Origin of the sequence: Rhizomonospora bruguierae (assembly GCF_018397995.1) — a bacterium.
GTDB lineage: Bacteria > Actinomycetota > Actinomycetes > Mycobacteriales > Micromonosporaceae > Rhizomonospora > Rhizomonospora bruguierae.
In genome coordinates this window covers 102,899-124,059 of record NZ_BBQH01000020.1, presented here as the reverse complement: position 1 = coordinate 124,059, position 21,161 = coordinate 102,899, and the positions used below count along the sequence as shown (strand labels likewise).

Annotated in this window: 22 protein-coding genes and 1 pseudogene; 3 read left to right on the top strand and 20 right to left on the bottom strand. The window is 74.5% G+C overall.

The features are described from left to right. Window positions 1-55 precede the first annotated feature (55 nt). Window positions 56-1,849, top strand: a complete 1,794-nt coding sequence (locus KJS59_RS11665; protein ID WP_249714057.1) for a hypothetical protein — start codon at window positions 56-58, stop codon at window positions 1,847-1,849. On the opposite strand, the gene KJS59_RS11660 is transcribed toward KJS59_RS11665, so the two are convergent. The 17 genes and pseudogenes from KJS59_RS11660 to eno form a co-directional block, all read right to left on the bottom strand. Then, window positions 1,846-3,186 carry an NAD(P)/FAD-dependent oxidoreductase gene (locus KJS59_RS11660; RefSeq protein ID WP_213452915.1) on the bottom strand — a complete coding sequence of 447 codons (1,341 nt, stop codon included), beginning with the start codon at window positions 3,184-3,186 and terminating at the stop codon, window positions 1,846-1,848. The genes KJS59_RS11665 and KJS59_RS11660 overlap by 4 nt on opposite strands. A 57-nt stretch (window positions 3,187-3,243) precedes the next feature. After that, entirely contained in the window at window positions 3,244-3,837 is a 594-nt protein-coding gene (locus KJS59_RS11655; RefSeq protein WP_213452851.1) for a hypothetical protein, read from the bottom strand. After that, window positions 3,834-5,225, bottom strand: a complete 1,392-nt coding sequence (locus KJS59_RS11650) for a DUF58 domain-containing protein (protein WP_376771154.1) — start codon at window positions 5,223-5,225, stop codon at window positions 3,834-3,836. Before KJS59_RS11650 ends, KJS59_RS11655 begins: the two co-directional genes overlap by 4 nt. Before the next feature lie 110 nt (window positions 5,226-5,335). Beyond that, window positions 5,336-6,325 (bottom strand): annotated as a pseudogene (locus tag KJS59_RS11645) (AAA family ATPase); the annotation flags it as partial. 25 nt (window positions 6,326-6,350) lie between these two features. Further along, complete coding sequence (locus KJS59_RS11640; RefSeq protein WP_213452850.1) at window positions 6,351-6,932, bottom strand: hypothetical protein; 582 nt, start codon at window positions 6,930-6,932, stop codon at window positions 6,351-6,353. 156 nt (window positions 6,933-7,088) lie between these two features. Further along, the gene (locus tag KJS59_RS11635) at window positions 7,089-7,841 is read right to left on the bottom strand and encodes a DUF4129 domain-containing protein (protein WP_213452849.1); all 753 of its coding nucleotides are present in this window, start codon (window positions 7,839-7,841) and stop codon (window positions 7,089-7,091) included. Window positions 7,842-7,843: 2 nt separating this feature from the next. After that, complete coding sequence (locus KJS59_RS11630; protein ID WP_213452848.1) at window positions 7,844-8,608, bottom strand: uracil-DNA glycosylase; 765 nt, start codon at window positions 8,606-8,608, stop codon at window positions 7,844-7,846. A gap of 10 nt (window positions 8,609-8,618) precedes the next feature. Further along, on the bottom strand, window positions 8,619-9,302 hold the full coding sequence (locus KJS59_RS11625; protein ID WP_213452847.1) for a dienelactone hydrolase family protein: 684 nt from the start codon (window positions 9,300-9,302) through the stop codon (window positions 8,619-8,621). Between the two features lie 173 nt (window positions 9,303-9,475). Beyond that, entirely contained in the window at window positions 9,476-9,943 is a 468-nt protein-coding gene (locus KJS59_RS11620; RefSeq protein WP_213452846.1) for an LppU/SCO3897 family protein, read from the bottom strand. Window positions 9,944-10,036: 93 nt separating this feature from the next. Next, a complete protein-coding gene (locus tag KJS59_RS11615; protein WP_213452845.1) occupies window positions 10,037-10,993 on the bottom strand; it encodes an HAAS signaling domain-containing protein in 957 nt (318 codons plus the stop codon). Beyond that, a complete protein-coding gene (locus KJS59_RS11610; RefSeq protein WP_213452844.1) occupies window positions 10,990-11,322 on the bottom strand; it encodes a PadR family transcriptional regulator in 333 nt (110 codons plus the stop codon). The genes KJS59_RS11615 and KJS59_RS11610 overlap by 4 nt, the downstream gene beginning before the upstream one ends. A 132-nt stretch (window positions 11,323-11,454) precedes the next feature. Further along, window positions 11,455-11,715 (bottom strand): type II toxin-antitoxin system death-on-curing family toxin, encoded by a 261-nt coding sequence (locus KJS59_RS11605; RefSeq protein WP_213452843.1) that lies wholly within the window; start codon window positions 11,713-11,715, stop codon window positions 11,455-11,457. Window positions 11,716-11,721: 6 nt separating this feature from the next. Further along, a complete protein-coding gene (locus KJS59_RS11600; RefSeq protein ID WP_213452842.1) occupies window positions 11,722-12,666 on the bottom strand; it encodes a Ppx/GppA phosphatase family protein in 945 nt (314 codons plus the stop codon). Next, complete coding sequence (locus KJS59_RS11595; RefSeq protein ID WP_249714055.1) at window positions 12,667-13,176, bottom strand: amino-acid N-acetyltransferase; 510 nt, start codon at window positions 13,174-13,176, stop codon at window positions 12,667-12,669. It abuts the gene before it with no gap. An 11-nt stretch (window positions 13,177-13,187) separates the two neighbouring features. Next, the gene (locus tag KJS59_RS11590) at window positions 13,188-13,748 is read right to left on the bottom strand and encodes a DUF501 domain-containing protein (protein ID WP_213452841.1); all 561 of its coding nucleotides are present in this window, start codon (window positions 13,746-13,748) and stop codon (window positions 13,188-13,190) included. A gap of 97 nt (window positions 13,749-13,845) precedes the next feature. Beyond that, window positions 13,846-14,454 carry an FtsB family cell division protein gene (locus KJS59_RS11585; RefSeq protein WP_213452840.1) on the bottom strand — a complete coding sequence of 203 codons (609 nt, stop codon included), beginning with the start codon at window positions 14,452-14,454 and terminating at the stop codon, window positions 13,846-13,848. Window positions 14,455-14,522: 68 nt separating this feature from the next. Beyond that, on the bottom strand, window positions 14,523-15,806 hold the full coding sequence (gene eno, locus KJS59_RS11580) for a phosphopyruvate hydratase (RefSeq protein WP_213452839.1): 1,284 nt from the start codon (window positions 15,804-15,806) through the stop codon (window positions 14,523-14,525). 151 nt (window positions 15,807-15,957) lie between these two features. Between eno and KJS59_RS11575 the strand changes: the two genes are divergently transcribed. Further along, window positions 15,958-16,635 carry a hypothetical protein gene (locus KJS59_RS11575; protein ID WP_213452838.1) on the top strand — a complete coding sequence of 226 codons (678 nt, stop codon included), beginning with the start codon at window positions 15,958-15,960 and terminating at the stop codon, window positions 16,633-16,635. A 41-nt stretch (window positions 16,636-16,676) separates the two neighbouring features. Here the strand turns inward: KJS59_RS11575 and KJS59_RS11570 are convergent, their stop codons facing one another. Continuing rightward, window positions 16,677-18,308, bottom strand: coding sequence for a DUF885 domain-containing protein (locus KJS59_RS11570; RefSeq protein ID WP_213452837.1), 1,632 nt, complete (start codon window positions 18,306-18,308; stop codon window positions 16,677-16,679). A gap of 93 nt (window positions 18,309-18,401) precedes the next feature. Here KJS59_RS11570 and KJS59_RS11565 point away from each other — a divergent pair, with 93 nt between their 5' ends. Then, complete coding sequence (locus KJS59_RS11565) at window positions 18,402-19,301, top strand: DMT family transporter (RefSeq protein WP_213452836.1); 900 nt, start codon at window positions 18,402-18,404, stop codon at window positions 19,299-19,301. A 143-nt stretch (window positions 19,302-19,444) separates the two neighbouring features. Here the strand turns inward: KJS59_RS11565 and KJS59_RS11560 are convergent, their stop codons facing one another. After that, complete coding sequence (locus KJS59_RS11560; RefSeq protein ID WP_213452835.1) at window positions 19,445-20,425, bottom strand: MazG family protein; 981 nt, start codon at window positions 20,423-20,425, stop codon at window positions 19,445-19,447. A gap of 1 nt (window position 20,426) precedes the next feature. After that, window positions 20,427-21,158, bottom strand: coding sequence for a hypothetical protein (locus KJS59_RS11555; protein WP_213452834.1), 732 nt, complete (start codon window positions 21,156-21,158; stop codon window positions 20,427-20,429). Window positions 21,159-21,161: the final 3 nt, after the last annotated feature.

The window sequence follows — 21,161 nt, the reverse complement described above, 5'->3', positions numbered from 1 at the left end:
AACACACACCGGCCGACCGGCCGGTGCCGGGGTATGCCATAGGGTCGATGTCGTGATGAGCACTGAGGCCGACCGGGTGGCTGACGCTGACCGTCCAGCGGAGCCCGGCGGGCCGCCCGCGGCACCGGCCGGGGCGCCCTGGCGCCGACCGTGGGCCCTGGACGCAGCCGTCTGTCTGGCATATCTGGCGATCGCATTCTGGCTCGCGAGTGCCCTGTGGCCGGACCCGCACAGCCGCGCGCTCGCGGACAACGCCGCCGACCAGACCCTCTACGAGTGGTTCCTCGCCCACGATACCCGCCTGTTCACCGGGGACTTCGGGTTTCTGACCCACCGGCTGAACTCGCCGGACGGGGTGAACCTGCTCGCCAACACCTCGGTGATCGCCCTGGGCGCGCTGTTCACGCCCGTGACGCTGCTGTTCGGGGCGCCGGTCACGTTCGCGGTGATCGCGGTGGCGAGCCTGGCCGGCACGGCCGCCGCGTGGTACCTGCTGCTGGCCCGGTCGCTGCGGCTGCACCGGGCCGCGGCGCTGGCCGGCGGCGCGTTCTGCGGGTTCGCGCCGGGCATGGTCTCGCAGAACAACAGCCACCTGCACATGACGGCGCAGTGGCTGGTACCGGCGATGGTCTGGTGCGTGCTCAAGCTGTACCGCGGCGGCCGGCCGTGGGTGGGTCTCCTGCTCGGGTTGCTGGTGTCGGCGCAGGTGTTCATCGGTGAGGAGGTTCTGTTCCTCACCGCGATCACGCTGCTACTGGTGGCGGTCGGGTACGCCGCGGCCGCGCCGGGCGAGGCGCTCCGGGCGGCGCCCCGGTTCCTGCTGGGCGGCGCGATCGCCGTGCTGACCGCGCTGGCGCTGCTGGCGTACCCGCTGTGGTTCCAGTTCGCCGGGCCGCAGAGCGTGCCGAACGCGCCGTTCTCGGCGGAGTACTACTCGGCGGACATCGTCAGCTACGTGACCAGTTCGCCGCTGGCGCTGTTCGGCTCGGCGCAGGACGCCCGCCTGGCGACCGGGGCGGCCGAGTACAACACGTTCCTGGGCTGGCCGCTGCTGGTGCTCGCGGCCGGGCTGGCGATCTGGCTCCTGTCGCGGCGGGCGACCCGGCCGGTCGTGGCGGCGATCGTCTTCGCCTCGGTGGTGATGGCGGCGTTCTCGCTCGGACCCCGGGTGGTGATCGACGGCCGGCGCACCGAGCAGTGGGCGCCGTTCTCACTGATCGTGGACGCGCCCGTGGTCTCGGCCGCCCTGCCGCAGCGGTTCGCGCTGGCGCTGATCCCGCTGCTGGGCACGCTGCTGGCGCTGGCCCTGCACCGGGCGCTGGCCCACCCGTCGGTGCTGGTCCGGTCGGGGGTACCCGTACTCGTGCTGGTCGCGCTGCTCCCGGTGGTCCCGCGCCCGCTGGACGGCATCGACCGGGCACCCGTGCCGCAGTTCATCTCGCAGGGGCATTGGCGGCAGTGCGTCGCGGAGAAGGGCGTGCTGGTCCCGGTGCCGCTGCCCACGCCGCCCGAGCCGTGGCCGATGCGCTGGGCGGCGGCGGCCGAGGGCCGGTTCGGGCTGCCCGAGGGATTCTTCATCGCGCCGTACGGGGCGGACGGAAACGCCTCGATGGGCACCTACAAGCAGCCCACGTCGCAGTTGCTGGCCGACGTGGCGGCCGGCAAGGGCGTGCCGGAGATCGTCCCGGAGCAGCGGGACCAGGCGCTGGCAGACGTCCGGTTCTGGCGCGCGTCCTGCCTGGTGCTGGCCGACGGCGAACCGTACGGCCCGGACCTGAAGACGGCCCTGGAGGGCCTGTTCGGACCGGGTCAGCGGCTCGCCGACGCCTGGTACTGGAAGGTGGGTTAGCCCGGGCGGCCGGAGCGGGCCGGCACCGCCGGGGTCACCTCCGAGAAGGACTCGCGCGGCTCGTGCAGCTGGCCGAGCGAGACCACCTCGCGCTTGAGGAACAGCGCCAGGGTCCAGTCCACGACCACCCGGACCTTCCGGTTCAGGGACGGGATCCGGCTCATGTGGTAGGTGCGGTGCATGAACCAGGCCGGCCAGCCCCTGAGCTTGATCCCGTACACCTGGGCGACGCCCTTGTGCAGGCCGAGGCTGGCCACGCTGCCCGCGTACCGGTGCCGGTACTCGACGGGCTCCCGCCCGCGGATGACGGCGCGGATGTTGTCCGCCATCCGCCGCGCCTGCCGGACGGCGTGCTGCGCGCTGGGCGAGCAGAACGCGCCGGGCGGGCCGGTGAGGTCGGGCACCGCGGCGCAGTCACCCGCGCTCCACGCGCCCTCGACGACCCGGTCGCCGTCGACCACCTGGAGCGTCGCCCGGCAGGTGACCCGGCCGCGATCGTCGCGCGGCAGGTCCGTGCGCTCCAGCATCGGGTGCGCCTTCACGCCCGCGGTCCACACGATCGTGTCGGCGGCGAACGAGTCGCCGTCGGAGAGCTTGACCAGCCCGTCCGCGCAGGACTCCAGGCGGGTGTCCAGCCGGATGTCCAGCCCCCGCCGGACCAGCTGCCGGACGGTGTACGCGCCCATGTCCGGCCCCACCTCGGGCAGGATGCGCCTGGTCGCCTCGACCAGCACCCAGCGCATGTCCTCCGGGTGCAGTTCGGGGTAGTACCTCAGCGCGTCCCGGGCCATGTCCTCCATCTCGGCGAGCGCCTCGATGCCGGCGTAGCCGCCGCCGACGAACACGAACGTGAGCGCGCACCGGCGGGTGTGCGGGTCGGCGGTGGCGGCGGCGATGTCGAGCTGCTCCAGCACGTGGTTGCGCAGCCAGATCGCCTCGCCGATGGTCTTGAAGCCGACCGCGTTCTCCTTCAGCCCGGGGATCGGCAGGGTGCGGGAGACCGACCCGGGCGCCACGATGATCTGGTCGTAGGGTTCCTCCCGCGCCGGCCCGATGACCGGCTGCACCATGGCGACCCGGCGGGCGTGGTCGATGCGGGTCACCTCGCCGGTGACGATCGTGCACCGGCGCAGCTCGCGCCGCAGCGGCACCACCGAGTGCCGGGGGGAGATGTTGCCGGCGGCCGCCTCGGGCAGGAACGGCTGGTAGGTCATGTGTGGCTGCGGGTCGACGACGATGACCTCGGCCTCGCGTGACCGCAACTTCCTGGACAGGTGCAGGGCGGCGTACAGGCCGACATGGCCGGCCCCCACCACGAGGATCCGCTGCCGCTTCACGTCATCAATCATTCCCCGTCCGCGCGGGGCATGCGCGTTCTCGGCGCCTGATGTGACTCAGGACGCCCCCGGCTCCCGCCGGTTCAGCCACGGCAGCAGCGCCACCAGGGCGATGGCCAGCGCCAGCCCGGCGAGGGTGGCGGCGAGGAAGCCCGGCCCGCGGGCGGCGCCGGTGACGATCAGCAGGCCCATCGAGACGACCCCCGAGCCGGCGGCCACCGCCAGCGCCCGGATGATCCATCCGCCCAGCGCCTCCGGGGCCACGATCGCGTCGTACGGGAGCACCGCGGCCAGCGCGGTGAGCGTGTGCGCCAGGTACAGCAGCGCGGAGAGGGCGACCAGCCGCCCGGGATTGACCCCCTCGGCGAAGACGGTGGTGGACATCAGCCAACCGAGGACGGCCAGCACCACCACGACCGTGGCCATGCGCCCGCGCGGCAGCAGCGCCGGCAGCGCGGCAATCACCAGCATCAGGGCGGCCCCGGGCCCGAAGACCAGCTTCGCCGGGTACGCGGTGACCAGCGCCGCCGCGCCGGTCAGCGCGACCGCGGCGCGGATCAACAGCGGGCCGGGCGTGCTGCGGGTGAACACCCGGTGCACGGCGCGGGCCCGCTCGCCGACCCCGTACGCGACGTCCTGGAGCAGGCTCATCGCGGCACCGCCGGCCCGCTCATCGCAGCACCGCCCGCGGTGCGCCAGGCGAGCCGGGACACGTCCCGCAGGACCAGGTCGAGGCTGCCGGCGCCGGCCCACGGCACCACCGGCACCCCGTGCTCGCGCAACTGGCCGACCACGTTCTCCCGCTCCAGCTTCCACAGCCGGTACGCGACGCGGGTCCACGCCCCCCGGACCGGCGGCTCGACCCCGGCCGGCATGGTGTCCACGGCGACCACGAACCGGCCGGAGCGGGCCAGCCGGGCCAGCATCGGCCCGGAGCGCTCGTCGATCAGCGGGGTGAACACGACCAGCAGCGCGTTCGCGGAGAGCGGTTGGAACGCGAAGACCCGCTCGTACGGGTCGAACGGGGTCGCCTCCGCCTTGACGTCGAGCAGCCACTCCAGCACGGTCAGGTACTGTCGCCGGCCGCTCGCCGGGCGCAGCCGGCGATTCTCGCCCCCGTACTCCAGCAGCGAGACCCGGTCCCCCCGCTGCAGGTAGTGCTCTGCGATGGCGGCGGCGGCGCGGACCGTGGTGTCCAGCACCGACGCCTCGCCCCGGATGCCGCCGGAGCGCCCCGCCTCGGCGAGCACGTCAAGCGCCAGGACCACCTCGGCGTCCCGGTCGGAGAGGGTGGCCGCGACGTGCAGGCGTTCGGTGCGCAGCGAGACCCGCCAGTCGATCCGGCGCAGCCGGTCCCCCGGGCCGAAGATCCGGACGCCGGCCAGCTCGCCGCCCTCCCCCGGCCGCCGGGAGCGGTGCCCGCCCACCAGGCCGGCGGCCCTCGGCATCGCCTCCACCGCGTCGAACGGTTCGGTGAGCGGGTACACCTTCACGCCGTGCGCGCCGGTGACCACCGGGCGGCTGACGAGCAGCCCGTCCGCGGCGACGAGCTGGGCGGCGGCGGGCCCGAACGTGTGCCGGCCCCAGCGCAGCGCCGTGCCGGTCAGCTCGATGTCGACGGTGCCGCCGCGGGGCACGGAGGTGGCGTGCGGCCGGTCGCCGTCCGGCACCCGCAGCCAGGACGAGACGAGCGTGCGGGCGATCACCAGGTCGTGCCCGACGTCGTCGGCGTTGCCGAGGCTGACCGTGGTGCCCACCTCGCTGCCCTCGGCGAGCAGCTCGTCCCGGGTGATCAGGCGCAGCCGGGGAGCCCGGCGGGGGCGGCGGCGCAGGCCGAACACGGTACCGAGGGCGAACGGCGCGGCCAGCACGACCAGGTCCACCCGGCCGAGCGCGACCGCGCCGATCAGGAGCAGGCCGACCAGCAGGACCGCCCGGCCCAGCGCCCGGGTCGGCGTCAGCTCGGGGCCGCCGGCGTCCGCAACCGGGCCCGGCTGCCGTGGCGGCGCGGCCGACCGCAGCGGCGGCCCCTCGGTCACCGTTCGCCCCGCGGCGGCGCCGTATAGCGGTACGGGTCGGGCTGGTCCTCCCGCGGCCCGCCGGGGACCGGCTCGGCACGCCGCTGCGTCACGGCCAGGCCGCCCTGTTCCGTGGCGTAGGACGGCAGCGCCCCGCTCGCGGGGGCGGGCGTGCCGGCCAGCACCTCACTGACCACGAAGGACGGGTTCACCCGGCGCAGCCACATCTCCGGCCGCAGCGTGATCCGGTGCGCCAGGGCCGGCTCGGCGACCTGCTTCACGTCCTCGGGGATCACGTAGTCCCGGCCGGCGAGCACGGCACCGGCCCGGGCCAGCAGCAGCAGCGCCAGCGACCCGCGCGGCGACGCCCCGACCAGCACCGACGGGTGCTCGCGGGTGGCCGCGGCGAGGTCCACGATGTACCGGCCGATGGAGTCCTCGACGACCACGTCCTCCAGCGCGGCCTGCATCCGCAGCAGGGTCGGGGCGTCCACGACCGGCTCCAGCACCGCCTCCTCGCGCCGGCGGCCCATCCGGCGCCGCAGCACGTCCCACTCCTCCTCCCGGCTGGGGTACCCGAACGACACGCGCAGCAGGAACCGGTCGAGCTGGGCCTCGGGCAGCGGGTAGGTGCCCTCGTGCTCGATGGGGTTGGCGGTGGCGAGCACGTGGAACGGGGCGTCCAGCCGGTAGGTGACGCCCTCCACCGAGACCTGCTTCTCCTGCATCGCCTCCAGCAGGGCCGCCTGCGTCTTCGGCGGCGTCCGGTTGATCTCGTCGGCGAGCAGCAGGTTCGTGAACACCGGGCCGGCGCGGAAGCTGAAGTCGTGCTGCCGCTGGTCGTACAGGAACGAGCCGGTCACGTCGGCGGGGAGCAGGTCCGGGGTGAACTGGAGGCGGCGGAAGTCCAGCCCGAGCGCCTGCGCGAAGGAGCGGGCGGTGAGCGTCTTGCCCAGGCCCGGCAGGTCCTCCAACAGCACGTGCCCGCCGGCCAGGATGCCGGCCAGGACCAGCTCGAGGGAATCCCGCTTGCCGACCACCACCGTGCCGACGGCGTCCAGGACCGCCCGGGCCAGGCGCCCCACCTCGCCGTTCGGCAGGGGTGCGTGCTGCTCGGTCATCGGTTCTCCTCACCTTCCACGGCGGTCAGATCCGCTCCACGTCGCCGATCAGCTCGGCCAGTGCCCGGGACGACTGCGGGCGGACCACCGGCTCGGTGAGGAACCGCCAGAGCCGCTCCCCGAGCATCTGCCGGGCGCGCACCGGGTCGGCCGCGCGGGAGATCCCGTGCCGCTGGCGCAGCCGCTCGTCGACGGTCTCCGCGATCTGGTCCCGCACCTTGCTGGTGAACCGCGGCGCGTCGTCCCGCACCCACGCCAGGCGGTTCTCCCACCTGCTCAGCGCGGAGCGTAGCGCGTCGCCGGTGCCGAACATGTACTCGCTCTCGTCCCGCGTGGCGCGGCGGCGGGCCCGCGGCACCGGCGCCGGCTGCACCTCGCGCAGCACCCGGCGCAGCACCAGCAGGGCGTATGCGGCCGCGAACAGCAGCGCGAACGGCAGCGTGACGCCGCCGGCGCGCAGCACCAGCAAGACGATCAGGGCCCCGATCGCCGCGGCGAACGCCGACTTGGCAATCCAGCCGGCGGCGCTGCCCGCCCGCCCGGGCCGCTGCTCGCCCTCCTCCGGGTCTTCGAGCAGGTCGTCGATGCTGGCCAGCCCGCCACTCACGGTGCCTGCCTTTCGCTCGCGACTGCGGTGCTTCCTGCGCGGTCGCGAGCCGGCACGCTCCGGGCGCTCCTCGCGCTCACAGTGCCTGCCTTTCGCTCGCGACTGCGGTGCTTCCTGCGCGGTCGCGAGCCGGCACGCTCCGGGCGCTCCTCGCGCTCACAGTGCCTGCCTTTCGCTCGCGACTGCGGTGCTTCCTCCGTGCGCCAGTTCGGCGCGCAGCCGGCGCAGGGCCGCGATGGCCTGCTGGCGCGTCTGGTCGTCCACCGCGTGCGTGGCGTACCGGGCCTCCCGGTAGACCGCCGCGAAGCCGGCCAGCACCTGCGGCGTGAGGTCGTGGCCCGACAGCAGCCGGGTCACCAGGTCGGTGGAGGTGTCGCCCGGCTCGCGCGGCACGCCGGCCGCCGCGGCCGCCTGCTCCAGCCGCACCCAGCAGGCGATCACCGCCCGGCGCGGGTCGGCGTCCTCGGCGGAAAGGTCCACCAGCCCGGCGTCGACCGCGGCGACAACCTCCTGCGCCGTTCGTTCCTGGCTGACCCGCGGGCGCTGCGCGGCGTCCACCCCCCGTCGCGACCGGAACCGGTCCCGCAGCAGCATGACCAGGATCGCCACCACCACCGCCACGACCAGCGCGACGCACAGCACCCCGACCAGCACGGTCACCCAGCGGGGAACGAGCGGCTGCCCCCGCTCGGCGGGCGGCACGTCCACGGGCGCGGTCGGCGGTGGCGCCGCGGTGACCTCGCCAGCGTGCCGCGGCGCCTGGTAGCTGATCTCGGGCGTCGCCACCCGGCCGAGCCGGGGCGTGCTGAACGCGGCGGCGGCGGCCACCGCGGCCAGCAGCAGCGCCGCCGCCGCCAGCGGCCACCAGCGGCGCAGCGCGTCCAGCGCCGTCGGCGCCCCAGCCTTCATGGCTACCGATTCAACCCGACATCGCCGGGCCCGGCGAACCCGGCCACCTCCCGGGCGGCGGTCAGAACCTCGTCCAGCATCGACGGGGTGAGCCGGCCGGTGAACGTGTTCTGCTGGCTGACGTGGTAGCAGCCGAGCAGGGCCGGCACCCCGTCGCCGCGCCAGACCGCGCCGTGGCCGAACGCCGGGCGGGGCACCGGCGGCCGCACCCCGTACACCGCGGTGAGGGTCGGCCACCAGGCCGCCCAGGCGAAGGCGCCCAGCGCGACCACCACCCGCAGCGTGGGCCGGATCAGCGCCACCTCGCGGTGCAGCCACGGCGCGCACGCGTCCCGCTCGGCCGGGGTCGGCTTGTTCACTGGCGGCGCGCAGCGGACCGAGGCGAAGATGCGGGTGTCGGTCAGCTCCAGGCCGTCGTCCCGGGACACGCTGGTCGGCTGGTTCGCCAGCCCCACCCGGTGCAGCGCGGCGAACAGCACGTCGCCGGAGCGGTCGCCGGTGAAGATCCGGCCGGTGCGGTTGCCGCCGTGCGCGGCCGGCGCCAGGCCCAGGATGCCGATGCGGGCGTCCGGCGGGCCGAAACCGGGGACGGGGCGGCCCCAGTACTCCTGGTCGCGGAACGCCGCGCGGCGGGTCGCCGCCACCTCCTCTCGCCAGGCGACCAGGCGGGGGCAGGCGAAGCAGTCGGAGACCGCAGCGTCCAGCGTGGCCAGCTCGGGCGCCGCCGCGGCGTGCGCCCGGACCTGCGCGGGGGTCTGCGTCCTCATCCGCGCACCCTCAGGTCAGCCTCGCGCGCAGCAGCTCCAGCGTGCGCGCCCACGAGGTGCGGGTCGCTTCCCCATCGAAGGTTTCCGGGCGGTCGTCGTTGAAGAACGCGTGCCGGGTGCCGGGGTAGTCGTGGATGGTCAGTTCCCCGCCGGCCGCCTCGATCGCCTTGCCGGCCGCCCGCACGCCGGCCGCCGTCGACGCCCCGTCCTCCTCCGAGCAATGGATCATCGCGGCCTTGCCGGCGTAGTTGCTCCACTCGGGACTCATCCGCTCCCACGGCAGGACGGGGTAGAAGCCCACCGCCACCACGATGTCCGCGGAGAGCGTGGCGGACCACAGCGCCAGGCTGCCGCCCGCGCTGAAGCCGACGCTGCCCACGCCGCCGGCGGTCTCCGGCCGGCTCCGCAGGTAGCTCGCCGCGCCGGCGATGTCCCGGGCCGCCTGGTCCATCGCCAGCCCCATGATCAGCTTGCCGGCCTCGTCCGGCTCGGTGGCCTGCACGCCGTGGTACAGGTCCGGGGCGAGGACCACGAACCCCGCCTCGGCGAAGCGGTCCGCCAGCGAACGGATGTGCGGCACCAGCCCCCAGTACTCCTGGATCACCACGACCGCGGGCCCGGTGCCCTCGTCCGGTATCGCGAGGTAGCCTTCGCTCTCGCCACCGTTGCTGGGGTAGCTCACCATCTCGCCCATGGCCCGTCTCCCGTCGGTCAGTCATCATTGGCTGGTCGACCAGTCGCCGCCGTGCGATGGCACGCCGCGTGGTTCGGGTAGCCAATCATGACCGGGGGTCGCGGGGAAGGAGTCGGCGACGTGGTGTTCGTCCCTGATTTGCCGGACGTACACCACGTCACCGCCGTAAACGCCTACTTCGTCACGGGCTCCAGGCAGAGCACGTAGCCCTTGCGCCCCGACTTGCCGCTCCAGAACGCCGTCTCGGCGCTCGGGAACGGCTCGCAGATCGCCTCGTAGTTGGCGTTGAAGTCGGACTCGGTCTTGCCGTCGACCTTGCCGACGACCTTGCCGGTCGCGTCGGCGCTGGTGCAGTCCGCGACCTTGATGTTGTTGGGGTCCTTCTCCGAGCCGGAGACGCAGTCGCCGACGCTCGCCGTCGACGGGTCACCGGTCACGTTGCGCCAGATGGCGCCGCCAACGACCAGGACGACGGCCACCACGACGAGGCCGATGATCCTGAACAGGAAGCCCTTGGCCTTACCACCGGACGTCGGGGTCGGAGTCGGGGTCGGCGTGGCGGCGGGCACCCCGGACGGCGCGGGTTGCTGCGGCGGGATGTCGCCACCTTGGTACTGGGGCGGAGGGGCTTGCTGGGTCAAGACACTCAGCTTTCTCTCAGGAGTATGTGCGGCCGACAATGTATCGACCCGTGGTCCTTCCCGCTGCCCCCTGCCCCTTGGCCGAACAGCCGATCACCGGGTCGGCGCAACGGTCAGTGTTGCGGTCGGCGAGCCGCCGGTGGGCTCGGTCGTGGCGGGCGGTGGCGACGCGCTCACGCCGGGAAGCGGGGCGAGTGTGGGCAGGGGGTGTGGCCGGTCGCACAGCGGGTGGGCGAGCGGCCCCGATCCGGGCCACCCGTCCTCGGCGTACCGCGGCGACGCGTAGACGCACTCCTGCGCCCCTCCGATGCGCAGTTCGACGCCGTTCTGATCCAGCAGGCGCACCCCGGTCAGCGGTCGGCCCTGCTCGTCGTAGGGGAACACCGCGGTGTTGCCGTACGGATCCTCATACGCGTGCGTCGGCTCGGTGAACATGGTCCGGTCGGCGAAGGTGAACATGCCGAACACCAGGAGCACCGCCAGCCCGGCGTTCGCGCCGGCGACCACCAGGCGGGCCTCCGGCCGGCGCCACCCGGTCGAGACCACACCGAACCGCACCGAGACGACCACGCAGGCGACCACCACCGCGAGCCAGACCCAGAAGCTCTCCGAATTCGGCGGCAACAGGCCGGTCGACTGCGCGGCGAACGCGTTGAGCAGGATCGCGGCCAACACGTACCCGCGCAGCACCCACCACCCCGGGTGCAGCAGCCGCCCGAAGTCGCTGGCCCGCCCGCACCCGAGCAGCCGGCCCAGCCGCAGGTCCGCGGCCCGCAGCCCGGCCCGCCCCCGGCGCACCACCTCGGTCGCCTCCCAGGCCACCCGTCGGCCGCCGGCCGCGATGCCGGCCACGGCGCGCAACTCCGCCGCGTACGCCTCCGGCGAGCCCAGCCGGTCCGCCAGCGACCCCTCGCCCTCCGCCGAGACCTCCGCCAGGTGCTGCGCCAGGTCCTCCAGCAGCTCCTCCCGGGCCACCGGCGGCAGGTCCGCCAGCGCCGCGCGCACCCGGCCCAGGTACCCCTCCGCCTCGCTGGACACGATCGCGCTCACGCCGCCACTCCCTCATCACCGAGCAGTTCGTCCATCGTGCTGGCGAAGGCCCGCCACACCTTCGCGGACCGGCCGAGCTGGTCCCGCCCGGCCGCGTTGATCGCGTAGTACTTGCGGTGCGGCCCCTCCTCCGAGGGCACCACGTAGGTCGTCAGATAGCCGGCCTGGAACAGCCGCCGCAGCGTGCCGTAGACCGACGCGTCCCCGATCTCGGCCAGGCCGGCGGTGCGCAGCCGGCGCAGGATGTCGTACCCGTAGCCGTCCTCGTGCCGCAGGACGGCGAGTACCGCCAGGTCGAGGACGCCCTTCAGGAGCTGGGTGGTATCCACGCATCGCAAGGTACTACGCACTACACAGTACCGTCAACGACAGGAGTGCCCTCTGTCGATCTCTTAGGCTTGGCCGACTTCCCGTGATGCCTGAACGGGATCAGGCCGTCCCGGCAGAATTCGAGCGATGACTCAGATGTAGAGCTTGCGAAGCTCGCGGGCGATGTCAGAGACCTCGGTGCGGGTGCCGCCGGCCACCGACATCACGAGCGCCTCGGCCTGATCGACGTCGACGTCCCGGATCCGCACCTCATTGAGGGCCAGAAACACCCGCGCCGCCACCCAGGCGAGACGCTTGTTCCCATCGATCAGGGCATGGTTCATGCAGACCGAGTGCAGCAGCGCGGCTGCCTTGCTCCAAAGATCGGTGTAAACCTCCTGGCCGAACGCCACAGTGGCCTAGGCGAGGGACCAGGCGATGCCGTCGAGGATGTCGTGCTCGCTGGCGATGACGGCCGGTGCGCCGGCGCGCTCCATGACGATGCGCAGCACCAGGGCGCCGGCGCCGATCACGTCCGCCCGCCCGGGGTGCATGACCGGGATCTCGCGGCGCCGGGCGACCGGCATCGCGAGCAGGTCGGCGGTGACCTTCGCGACCTCGTCGTACGGGACGCGGGTGTGATGGATGCGGTCGGGTTCGTAGTGGTCCAGCCCCAGCGCAATGGCGGTGACCGTGGTGACCGAGCCGGCGAGGCCGACCAGCGTGCGGGCGGAGCGGCCCGGCACGGCCCGGAGGGCGGTGTCGACGGCGGCGGTGATGTCGGCTTCGGCGGCGGCGACCTGGGCGGGGGTGGGCGGGTCGGCGGCGAAGTGGCGTTCGGTCATGCGGACGCAGCCGACGTCGATGGAGATGACGCCGGACAGGCCAGCGCCGCCGGACTCGGTGTGCGGGGCGCCGTGGCCGCCGACGACGAACTCGGTGGACCCGCCACCGATGTCGACGACCAGGTACGGGGGCTCGGCGTCGAGGCCGTGGACCGCGCCGGTGAAGGAGAGGGTGGCCTCCTCGTGGCCGGTGATGACCTCCGGCGACGCGCCGAGCGTGTCGCGGACCATGGCCCGGAACTCGTCCGCGTTGGCGGCGTCACGGGTGGCCGAGGTGGCGACCATGCGGACCCGGACGGCCGCCAGGCCCCGGATCTCGTCGGCGTACCGGGCCAGCGCCGCGCGGGTGCGCTCGATCGCCTCGGGCGCCAGGCGGCCGGTACGGTCCACGCCCTGACCGAGGCGGACGATCTCCATCCGGCGGACCAGGTCGACCAGGGGGCCGCCGTTGGTGGGCAACTCCGCGACGAGCAGCCGGATCGAGTTGGTGCCGCAGTCGATCGCCGCGACCCGGGTCATCTACGCCTCCATCACCAGCAGCATGCGGGTGTTGCCCAGGGTGTTGGGCTTGACCCGCTCCAGACCGAGAAACTCGGCGACGCCCTCGTCGTACGAGCGCAGCAACTGCTCGTACACCGCGGGCGGGACCGGCGCGCCGTCGATGGGCTGGAAGCCGAACGAGCCGAAGAACCCGGTCTCGAACGTCAGGCAGAACACCTTGCGGACGCCGAGTTCGCGGGCGGAGTCCAGCAGGGCGGCGACGATCCCGTAGCCGATCTTCTGGCCCCGGCAGGCCGGGTCAACGGCGACGGTGCGGATCTCGGCGAGGTCCTCCCACATGACGTGCAGGGCGCCGCAGCCGACCACCTCGCCCCCGGGCATCCGGGTGGCCACCCAGAACTCCTGGAGATCCTCGTACAGGGTGACGGTGGCCTTGGACAGCAGCCGCCGGTCGTCGGTGTACGTGTCCACCAGCCGCCGGATCGCCCGCACGTCGGCGGTGCGGGCCCGCCGGATGTTGACCTCCACGAGAATCCAGACTACGGGGCCACGCAGGGCCCCGCCGGCCACCACGGCTCGATCATGCCGAGCACCTCGTCGCCGAGCGGATTGACGCCCGGCCCGGCGGCCAGCGCGTGGGCGAGCAGCACGTGCAGGCACTTGACCCGGCCGGGCATCCCGCCGGCCGACACCCCCGCGATCTCGGAAACGTGGCCGATCTCCTCGCGCCGGGCCAGGTAGCTCTCGTGCGCGGCGCGGTAGGCCGCCGCCAGCTCCGGATCCTCCGCGAGCCGGGCGGCCATCTCCTTCATCACGCCGCCGGACTCCAGCCGGCTGCACGCCGCGGTCGCCCGGGGGCAGGTGAGGTAGTAGAGGGTCGGGAAGGGGGTGCCGTCGGGCAGCCGGGGCGTGGTCTCGACGGCGTCCGGCAGGCCGCAGGGGCACCGGTGCGCCACCGCGCGGGTACCCCGCGGCGGGCGCCCGAGCTGGGCGGCCACCGCGGCGAGGTCGGCCTCCGTCGCCGGTTCCCGCACCGGCGGGGGTACCTCTTCGGCCGCGCCCCCTCCGCCGTTGCCGGCCGGCGCGCTCCGGGCGCTCACCGTGCCCGCCTTTCGTTCGCGGCTGCGGTGCTTCCTGCACGGCCACCGGCCTCGTGGCGCTTCGCGCCGGCCGGCGCGCTCCGGGTGCTCCTCGCGCTCACCGGTTCGCCGCTTGGACGCTGGACCACAGGGTGTCGTACCAGGGGCTCGGTGGCGCGGTGGGCTTCGGCGGCTCCTTGCCGGCGTCCCGGGCGGCGCCCTCCGCGTCCCACCACGGGATGAGCAGCAGCTCGCCGGGGCGGCCGTAGTACAGCCGCTTGCGTGCCTGGATGCGGATGTACTCGTCGTCCTGCCACTTGGCTGCCTTCTCGCGCAACTCCGCGATGCGGGTCTCCTGCTCGTCGAGGGAGGCGCGGGCCTCGGCGATGTCGGACTGCTGCGACAGGTACACACGGATGGGGTACGTGTAGCCGAGCGCCAGCGAGATCAACACGATCAGCAGGATCGTGGCCCGGCCGGTGAGCTGGCGGGGCTGGGGCGCCCGGGTCCGCTTGGCGTTGCCGGTGTGGCGGGCGCCCGCGGTCGGGCGGGCTCCCCCGGGACGGCCGCCGGCGGCGGACCCGCGGCGGGCGGCGGCCGGCTTGCGGCGCTCCGTCTGCCGGGGTGCCTCGCTCCCCCGGCCGGCCCGGGAGCGCGGCTCCGCCCGGCCGGCGCTGCCCGTCCGCCGGGCGGGTCGCTGCCCGCTCGGCATCCGGCGCTGGCTCATCGCGCGCCGCCCTCCCTCCAGGCGTGGGCGGCCGGGGCGCCACGCGCGGCGCCCCGGCCAGATCGCCGCTAGGCCGAACGGTACCGGGGGAAGGCCCCGGCGCCGGCGTACCGCGCCGCGTCCGCCAACTCTTCCTCGATCCGCAGCAGCTGGTTGTACTTGGCCACCCGGTCCGAGCGGGCCGGCGCGCCGGTCTTGATCTGGCCGCAGCCGAGCGCGACGGCCAGGTCGGCGATGGTGGTGTCCTCGGTCTCGCCGGAGCGGTGGCTCATCATGCACCTGAGCCCGGCCCGGTGCGCCAGGTCAACGGCGTCCAGCGTCTCGGTCAGCGAGCCGATCTGGTTCACCTTGACCAGCACCGCGTTGGCGGCCCTCTCGGCGATGCCGCGGGCGATGCGCTGCGGGTTGGTGACGAACAGGTCGTCGCCGACGATCTGGATCCTCTCGCCGAGCGCCGCGGTCATCGCGCTCCAGCCGGCCCAGTCCTCCTCCGCCAGCGGGTCCTCGATCGACACGATCGGGTACGCCTCGACCAGCTTGGCGTAGAAGTTGATCATTTCCTCGCTGGACTTGGCGCCGCCCTCGAAGACGTAGGACCCGTCCTTGTAGAGCTCCGTCGCGGCCACGTCCAGGGCCAGGGCGATGTCGGTGCCCAGCGTGTACCCGGCGGCCTCGACCGCCTCGCCGATCAGGTCCAGCGCCGCCGTGGTGCCGGGCAGGTTCGGGGCGAAGCCGCCCTCGTCGCCCAGGCCGGTGCTCAGGCCCTTCTTCTTCAGCACGGACTTGAGCGCGTGGTACACCTCGGCGCCCGAGCGCAGCGCCTCGCGGAACGTCGGCGCGCCGATCGGCGCGATCATGAACTCCTGCACGTCCACGTTGGAGTCCGCGTGCGCGCCGCCGTTGATGATGTTCATCATCGGCACCGGCAGCAGGTGCGCGTTCGGCCCGCCCAGATACCGGAACAGGCTCAGCTCGGCGCTGCCGGCGGCGGCCTTGGCGACCGCCAGGGAGACGCCGAGGATCGCGTTCGCGCCCAGGGTGGACTTGTCCGGGGTGCCGTCGATGTCCAGCATCTTCGCGTCGATCAGCCGCTGCTCGCTGGCCTCGTAGCCGAGCAACTGGTCCACCACGCGGTCCTCGATGTTGGTGACCGCGTTCTCGACGCCCTTGCCCAGGTACCGGCCCTTGTCGCCGTCGCGCAGTTCCAGCGCCTCGAAAGCTCCGGTGGAGGCGCCCGACGGCACGGCGGCCCGGGCGATGGTGCCGTCGTCCAGCCCGACCTCCACCTCGACCGTCGGGTTGCCCCGCGAGTCCAGGATCTCCCTGGCGACGATTCCCTCGATGGTGGCCACAGTGTCGCTCCTCACGTCGATCCGCGGGCCGCCACGCTGCGGCCGGAAAGCTCCGGTGCCACAGCGTAACCGCCCCGGGTTTCCGCCCGAGCGGGTATCCCTTCCGCAACCCGTTTGCGCGCGCCGCCCGCGGTCGGCAGGCTGAAGGGCCATGGGGGTACCGAGGCTCGGGCCGACGCTCGCGGCCGCCGGCTGCACCGCGCTGCTCGCCGCCTGCTCGCCGCTGCCCGGCGAGCCGGCCGCCGCGAACCAGCCGGCCGCCGTGGTCGGCGACCTGGCGGCGCTGCTGTCCACCGCGGAGAAGCTCACGTATTCGGCGGAGTACCAGCTCACCGGCGGCGCCGAGGCGCACATCGCCCAGGCGCAGCAGCCCCGCCGGATGGCGCTGCGCTTCCCCGGCGGGATGCTCACGCTGACCCCGGCCGGCCTCACCGACTGCACCACCCGGGCGCGGCGCACCGCCTGCACCCGGCGGGCCCCGGCGCGCAGCACCGGGCTCGCCGGCGACGTCGACCAGTTCGCCGACAGCCGCCCGCGCGGGATCGTTCCACCCGAGACGGTCGTGCGGCTGCTCACCGCCGCCGCGGCCGACCCGGACGCGGTGACGCGGCAGTACGACACGACGATCGCCGGCCAGCACGCCGGCTGCGTGCAGGTGACCCGACCGGCGGGCGCGTTCGACGCCTGCGTCACCACGGACGGCATCCTCGGCAGCTTCACCGGCCGGGTCGGCGGGATCGAGGTGGACGCCTCGCTGACCCGCTACCGGGACATCGTGGACGCGGACGCGTTCGACCTCCCGCCGGGCGCGACGGTCAGCCGACGCTGAGGTCAGCCCTCGGGGTCAGACCCCGGGGTCAGACCTTGAGGTCAGACCCCGAGCAGGGTCCGCAGGTGGCGCGGCGGCGGCGAGCCGTGCGCGAGCATCGCGTCGTGCCAGGCACGCGGCGCGGTGCCCGCCGGCCGGGCCGCCGCGATCCCGGCCACCTCGGTGTAGCCGACGAAGTACGTGGAGAGCTGGGTCGAGGTGAGCAGCGCCCGCCGCCACTTGCCGGCCGCCTCGCCCTCCTCCTGGAAGCCGCGCTCCACCATCAGGGCCATCCCCTCCGCCTCGGTCATCCCCTCGCAGTGGACGAGCTGGTCCAGGATCGCGTTGATGCTCATGCGCAGCTGCATTTTGAGCTGCTGGAGCCGGACCGGCAGGCCGCCGAAGCCGGCGTCGGCCATCATCTCCTCCGCGTACACCGCCCAGCCCTCCACGAACGGGCCGGACCAGCCGAGCTGGCGCACCCGGGTGCTGCCGCGGAACCGGCGGGCGTGCGCGAGTTGGAGGAAGTGCCCGGGCATCGCCTCGTGGACGGTCAGATTCCGCACCATGTGCGAGTTGTACTCGCGGTAGAACGAGGCGACCCGCTCCGGCGACCAGTCCGCCGGCGTGGGCGAGATGCAGTAGAACGTCGGAACGGGGACCGTCTCCATCGGACCGGGAGGGTCGCAGTAGGCGACCGCCACTCCCCGGGCGAACTCCGGCATCTCCAGGATCACGCACGGGTCGTCCACGAGGCCGACCAGGTCGTTGGCGCGGACGAACCCGGTGGTCTCGTCCAGGGTCACCCGGGCCAGGTCCACGATCGTGTCGTCGTCGGGGTGCTCGGCGGCGAGCCGGTCCAGCGCCGCCCGCACGGTCGCGTCGGTGGCCGGGCCGCCGGTCAGTTCCGCCGCCGCGGCCCGGATCCGCTCGGTGACCCGATCGAGGTTCTTCTCGGCGCGGCGGAGCACCTCGGCGGCGCTCAGGTCGGTGTCCAGGGTGTGCCACAACCGGGCCTCGAACAGCCGGCGCCCCAGCCGCTCGTCCCGGCCGCCCTCGTCGCCGTCCTCGGCGCGGCTCACCCGCTCCCGCAGCCAGCCGCCGAACTCGTCCAGCGCGGCCGCCGCCGCCTCGGCCGCCGGCCGGACCGCCGCGCCCACCTGCGGCGCCTGCGCCAGCATCGGCGGCACCTCGTCCCGGACCAGCGCCGCGACCCCGGCGAACTGCCCGACCGCCGTCTCCAGGTGGGTACGCGGGCAGTCCGCGAGCACCGCGCGGGCGGTGGCCAGCGCGTCCGGCACCGCGGCCAGCCGGCCGGCGAGGCTGGACAGCCGCTGGTCCACCGGCGCGAAGGGGCGCGCGATCAGGGCGTAGAGCAGCGGGCCCGGGTTGTGCTCCAGCGGGTTCCACTCGTGCTCGCGGATCTCGGTGTTCTCGAACAGCCGCCGGTCCACCCACGCGCTGAGCACCGCGTGGTCGACCCGCTCCTGCGGGTCCAGCCCGGTGTCGTCGATCTGCGCGAGCGCGTCCGCGGCGTCCCGCAGCATGGCGGTGTCGGCGGCGACGGCGTCCCGGGACAGGTCCGGCAGCAGGTCGTCGAACCGGTGGTCGCCCGCGTACAGGGCGACGGACGGGTCGGACTCCAGCAGCGCGTCGACGATGCGCTCGGCGAGCGGTGCGAACTCTTGAGGCATGGGCAGAACCTACCGCCCGCGCCTTTTGGCCCCGTCCGATGCTTCTGGTTTGGCTCTGTCGACAGGGCCAGAAGCCGGCCTACCGTCGGCGCCGTGAAGATTCCGGGTGCCCTGCTCTGCACGGCCGCCATGCTCGCCGTCGGCGGCTCCGTCGCCCTGAACGAACTCATCGTCGACTACCCCACCCTCACCGGCCAGGCCGTCCGGTACGCCCTCGCGGCCGCCATCCTCGGCGCGATCGCGCGCGGGCGCCCCACCGCGCTGCGCCGGCGGGACCTGGCCCGGCTGGTCGCCCTGGCCGCCACCGGGCTGGCCGGCTTCAACGTCTGCATCCTGCTCGCGCTGCGCCACGCCGACGCCGCCATCATCGGTACCGTCATCGGCGCCACCCCGATCGCGCTGGCGATCTGCGGCCCCCTGCTGCGCCGCGAGCGCCCCGCCACCCGGGCCGTCGCGGCGGCCCTGGTCGTGGTGCTCGGTGCCGCGATCGTGCGCGGCGGCGGCCACGCGGACACCACCGGGGTCCTGCTGGCGGTCGGCGCCCTCGCCGGGGAGGTGTCGTTCTCGCTGATCGCGGTGCCCCTGCTCGCCCGCATCGGCGTGGTGCGCACGTCGGCCTACGCGTGCGCCGCCGCCGTTCCGCTGCTCCTCGCGGGGGCCGTGGCGGGCGGCGAGCTGGCCCGCTGGCGGCCACCGTCCACCGCGGAGGCCCTCACCTACGCGTACCTGGTGCTGGTGCTCACGGTCGGGGCGTTCCTGGCCTGGTACAACGGGCTGGGCCGGCTGGGGGTGGAGCGGGCCGGCCTGTTCGCCGGGCTGATGCCGGTCGCGACCCTGGCCACCGCCACCATCCTGCACGCCAGCGCCCCGACCCTCCCGCAGGTCGCCGGCGTCGCCATCGTGGGCGCCGGCCTCGCCTTCGCCCTGGCCCGGTCGGCCCCTCACCGCCCCGCGAGGCGGCCGGTGCCCGCGGCCCGGGTGCCGGAGGGTTGAGGCTTCGCCCCGCGGCTACCGCCAGAGAACCCGCCGCTACCGCCGGGGAAGCCGAGCAAAGCGGGGTGCGGCCCGGGCGGGCAGGCCGTGGTGCGGCAGCCCGGCCAGGTGGACGGGAAGGCGGCTGCCGCTTGCGGCAGGGGCTAGGGTGCGGTCTCGGCCGCGCGGACGGCGGCGGCCTGGCGGAGGGCGGCCCGGCGCAGGGCGGCCTCGGCGTCCACGCCCACCTCCCGGGCCGCGGCGACCAGCCCGAGCAGGGCCCGCCCCAGCGCCTCGGCGTCGGCCACGTCCACGCCGGCCGGCGCCGGCGGGACGGGAACCTCGACGCCGGCCCGCCGCGCGCGTTGCAGCACCTTTCCCGCCAGCGACAGCGCGGGCTGGGCCAGCGCGATCCCGTCCATGGCGGAGGCCCGCGACTTCTCGGCCCGCTTGATCTGCTCCCAGTTCTCGACGATCTCGTCCACGTCCGCCACGGCGGTGCCGGCGAAGACGTGCGGGTTGCGGCGGATCAGCTTGGCGACCAGGTCGCCGGCCACGTCGTCCACGGTCCAGCGGGACTCCTCCGGCCGGTCCTGCGCGATCCGGGCGTGCAGCACCACCTGGAGCAGGATGTCGCCCAGTTCCTCGCGCAGCGCGCCGAGGTCGCCGGCCTCGATCGCGTCGTACGCCTCGTAGCACTCCTCAAGCAGGAACTGGGCCAGCGTCCGGTGGGTCTGCTGGCGCTTCCACGGGTCGCCGCCCGGGGACAGGAGGCGGTCCATGACGGTCACCGCGTCCAGGAGGCGGGCGCCGGGCGGGTCCCACGAGCCGTACACCAGCTCCAGTTCGGCCCGGCCGGGCTCGCGGGCCAGGCGGTGGCCGAGGGCCCGGGCGACGTCCTCGTCACCGGTGGGGCCGGCCAGCCAGACGGCGGTGCCCTGCGTGCCCGCGGCGGCGAGCAGCGCGTCGGCCGGCGGCCCCGCCGCGAGCGTCACCGCCGCGCCGGCCGCGCGCACGGCCGCCGCCTGGGGTGTCTCCGCCGCGGTCAGCACCGGATGTCGCCGGACCAGGTCCCACGCGGCGGCGGTGAGCAGGCCGGCAGGCAGGCGGGGCGAGGTGACGAGCAGGACGACCCGGGCGGCCATCTCAGGCCGCGGGCTCGCCCAGGTCGGTGACCGGGTCGCCGGTCGCGCCGGCCCGCAGCGGGACCACCACCAGCGGCTTGGAATCGAACGACAGCAGGGTGATCTCGGTCGGCGAGTACCGCGGGTTGATCGCCACCCGCTGCTTCTCGATCTCGGGCCGGAGCAGGTCCCGGGTGGCGACCGTGCGCCCGACCATCTCCCGGTTCTGCTCCGAGAGCGTGGCCGACCACTGCGCGAACGGCTGCTGGGCCTCCTCCAGGCCGGCCGCCCGCAGCCGGTCGTACACGTCCCGCAGGTCGGCGTCGGATGCCTTCGGCTCGACCCTCGTCTCCACGGCCTGCAGGTACCCCTGGTACTCGGCGTACACCGCGGCGAACTCGGCCTGGCTGGGCAGGTTCAGCGCCTGGGCCGCCTGCTCCACCGGCACCTCCACCGGGCTGAGCTGGCGCTCCTGCGCCACCGCCCTCAGCACGTCCCGGCCGACGAGGGTCTGCACCACGTGCACCCGGGTGATCGACAGCGGCACCTCGTCCGTGCGGCCGCTCGCCTGGAGCGCCTCCGCCAGCGCCCGGCCGGCCTGGTCGTAGATCCGCTGCACCTCGGCGACCGAGTACACCCGGTCCCCCACGTAGGCGGCGACCTGCGGGTCGGAGCGGCAGGCGGTCAGGCCCGCGAGGGCGACGGCGGCGCTCGCCACGACGGCGAGCAGGCGTGCGGCGGGACGCAGGGCCACGGT

Excerpts from the sequence above, each read along its gene's own strand:
- KJS59_RS11570 (WP_213452837.1), bottom strand. The coding sequence starts at position 18,308 with ATGCCTCAAGAGTTCGCACCGCTCGCCGAGCGCATCGTCGACGCGCTG.
- KJS59_RS11585 (WP_213452840.1), bottom strand. The coding sequence starts at position 14,454 with ATGAGCCAGCGCCGGATGCCGAGCGGGCAGCGACCCGCCCGGCGGACG.
- KJS59_RS11575 (WP_213452838.1), top strand. The coding sequence starts at position 15,958 with ATGGGGGTACCGAGGCTCGGGCCGACGCTCGCGGCCGCCGGCTGCACC.
- KJS59_RS11625 (WP_213452847.1), bottom strand. The coding sequence starts at position 9,302 with ATGGGCGAGATGGTGAGCTACCCCAGCAACGGTGGCGAGAGCGAAGGC.
- KJS59_RS11600 (WP_213452842.1), bottom strand. The coding sequence starts at position 12,666 with ATGACCCGGGTCGCGGCGATCGACTGCGGCACCAACTCGATCCGGCTG.
- KJS59_RS11655 (WP_213452851.1), bottom strand. The coding sequence starts at position 3,837 with ATGAGCCTGCTCCAGGACGTCGCGTACGGGGTCGGCGAGCGGGCCCGC.
- KJS59_RS11630 (WP_213452848.1), bottom strand. The coding sequence starts at position 8,608 with ATGAGGACGCAGACCCCCGCGCAGGTCCGGGCGCACGCCGCGGCGGCG.
- KJS59_RS11635 (WP_213452849.1), bottom strand. The coding sequence starts at position 7,841 with ATGAAGGCTGGGGCGCCGACGGCGCTGGACGCGCTGCGCCGCTGGTGG.
- KJS59_RS11665 (WP_249714057.1), top strand. The coding sequence starts at position 56 with ATGAGCACTGAGGCCGACCGGGTGGCTGACGCTGACCGTCCAGCGGAG.
- KJS59_RS11560 (WP_213452835.1), bottom strand. The coding sequence starts at position 20,425 with ATGGCCGCCCGGGTCGTCCTGCTCGTCACCTCGCCCCGCCTGCCTGCC.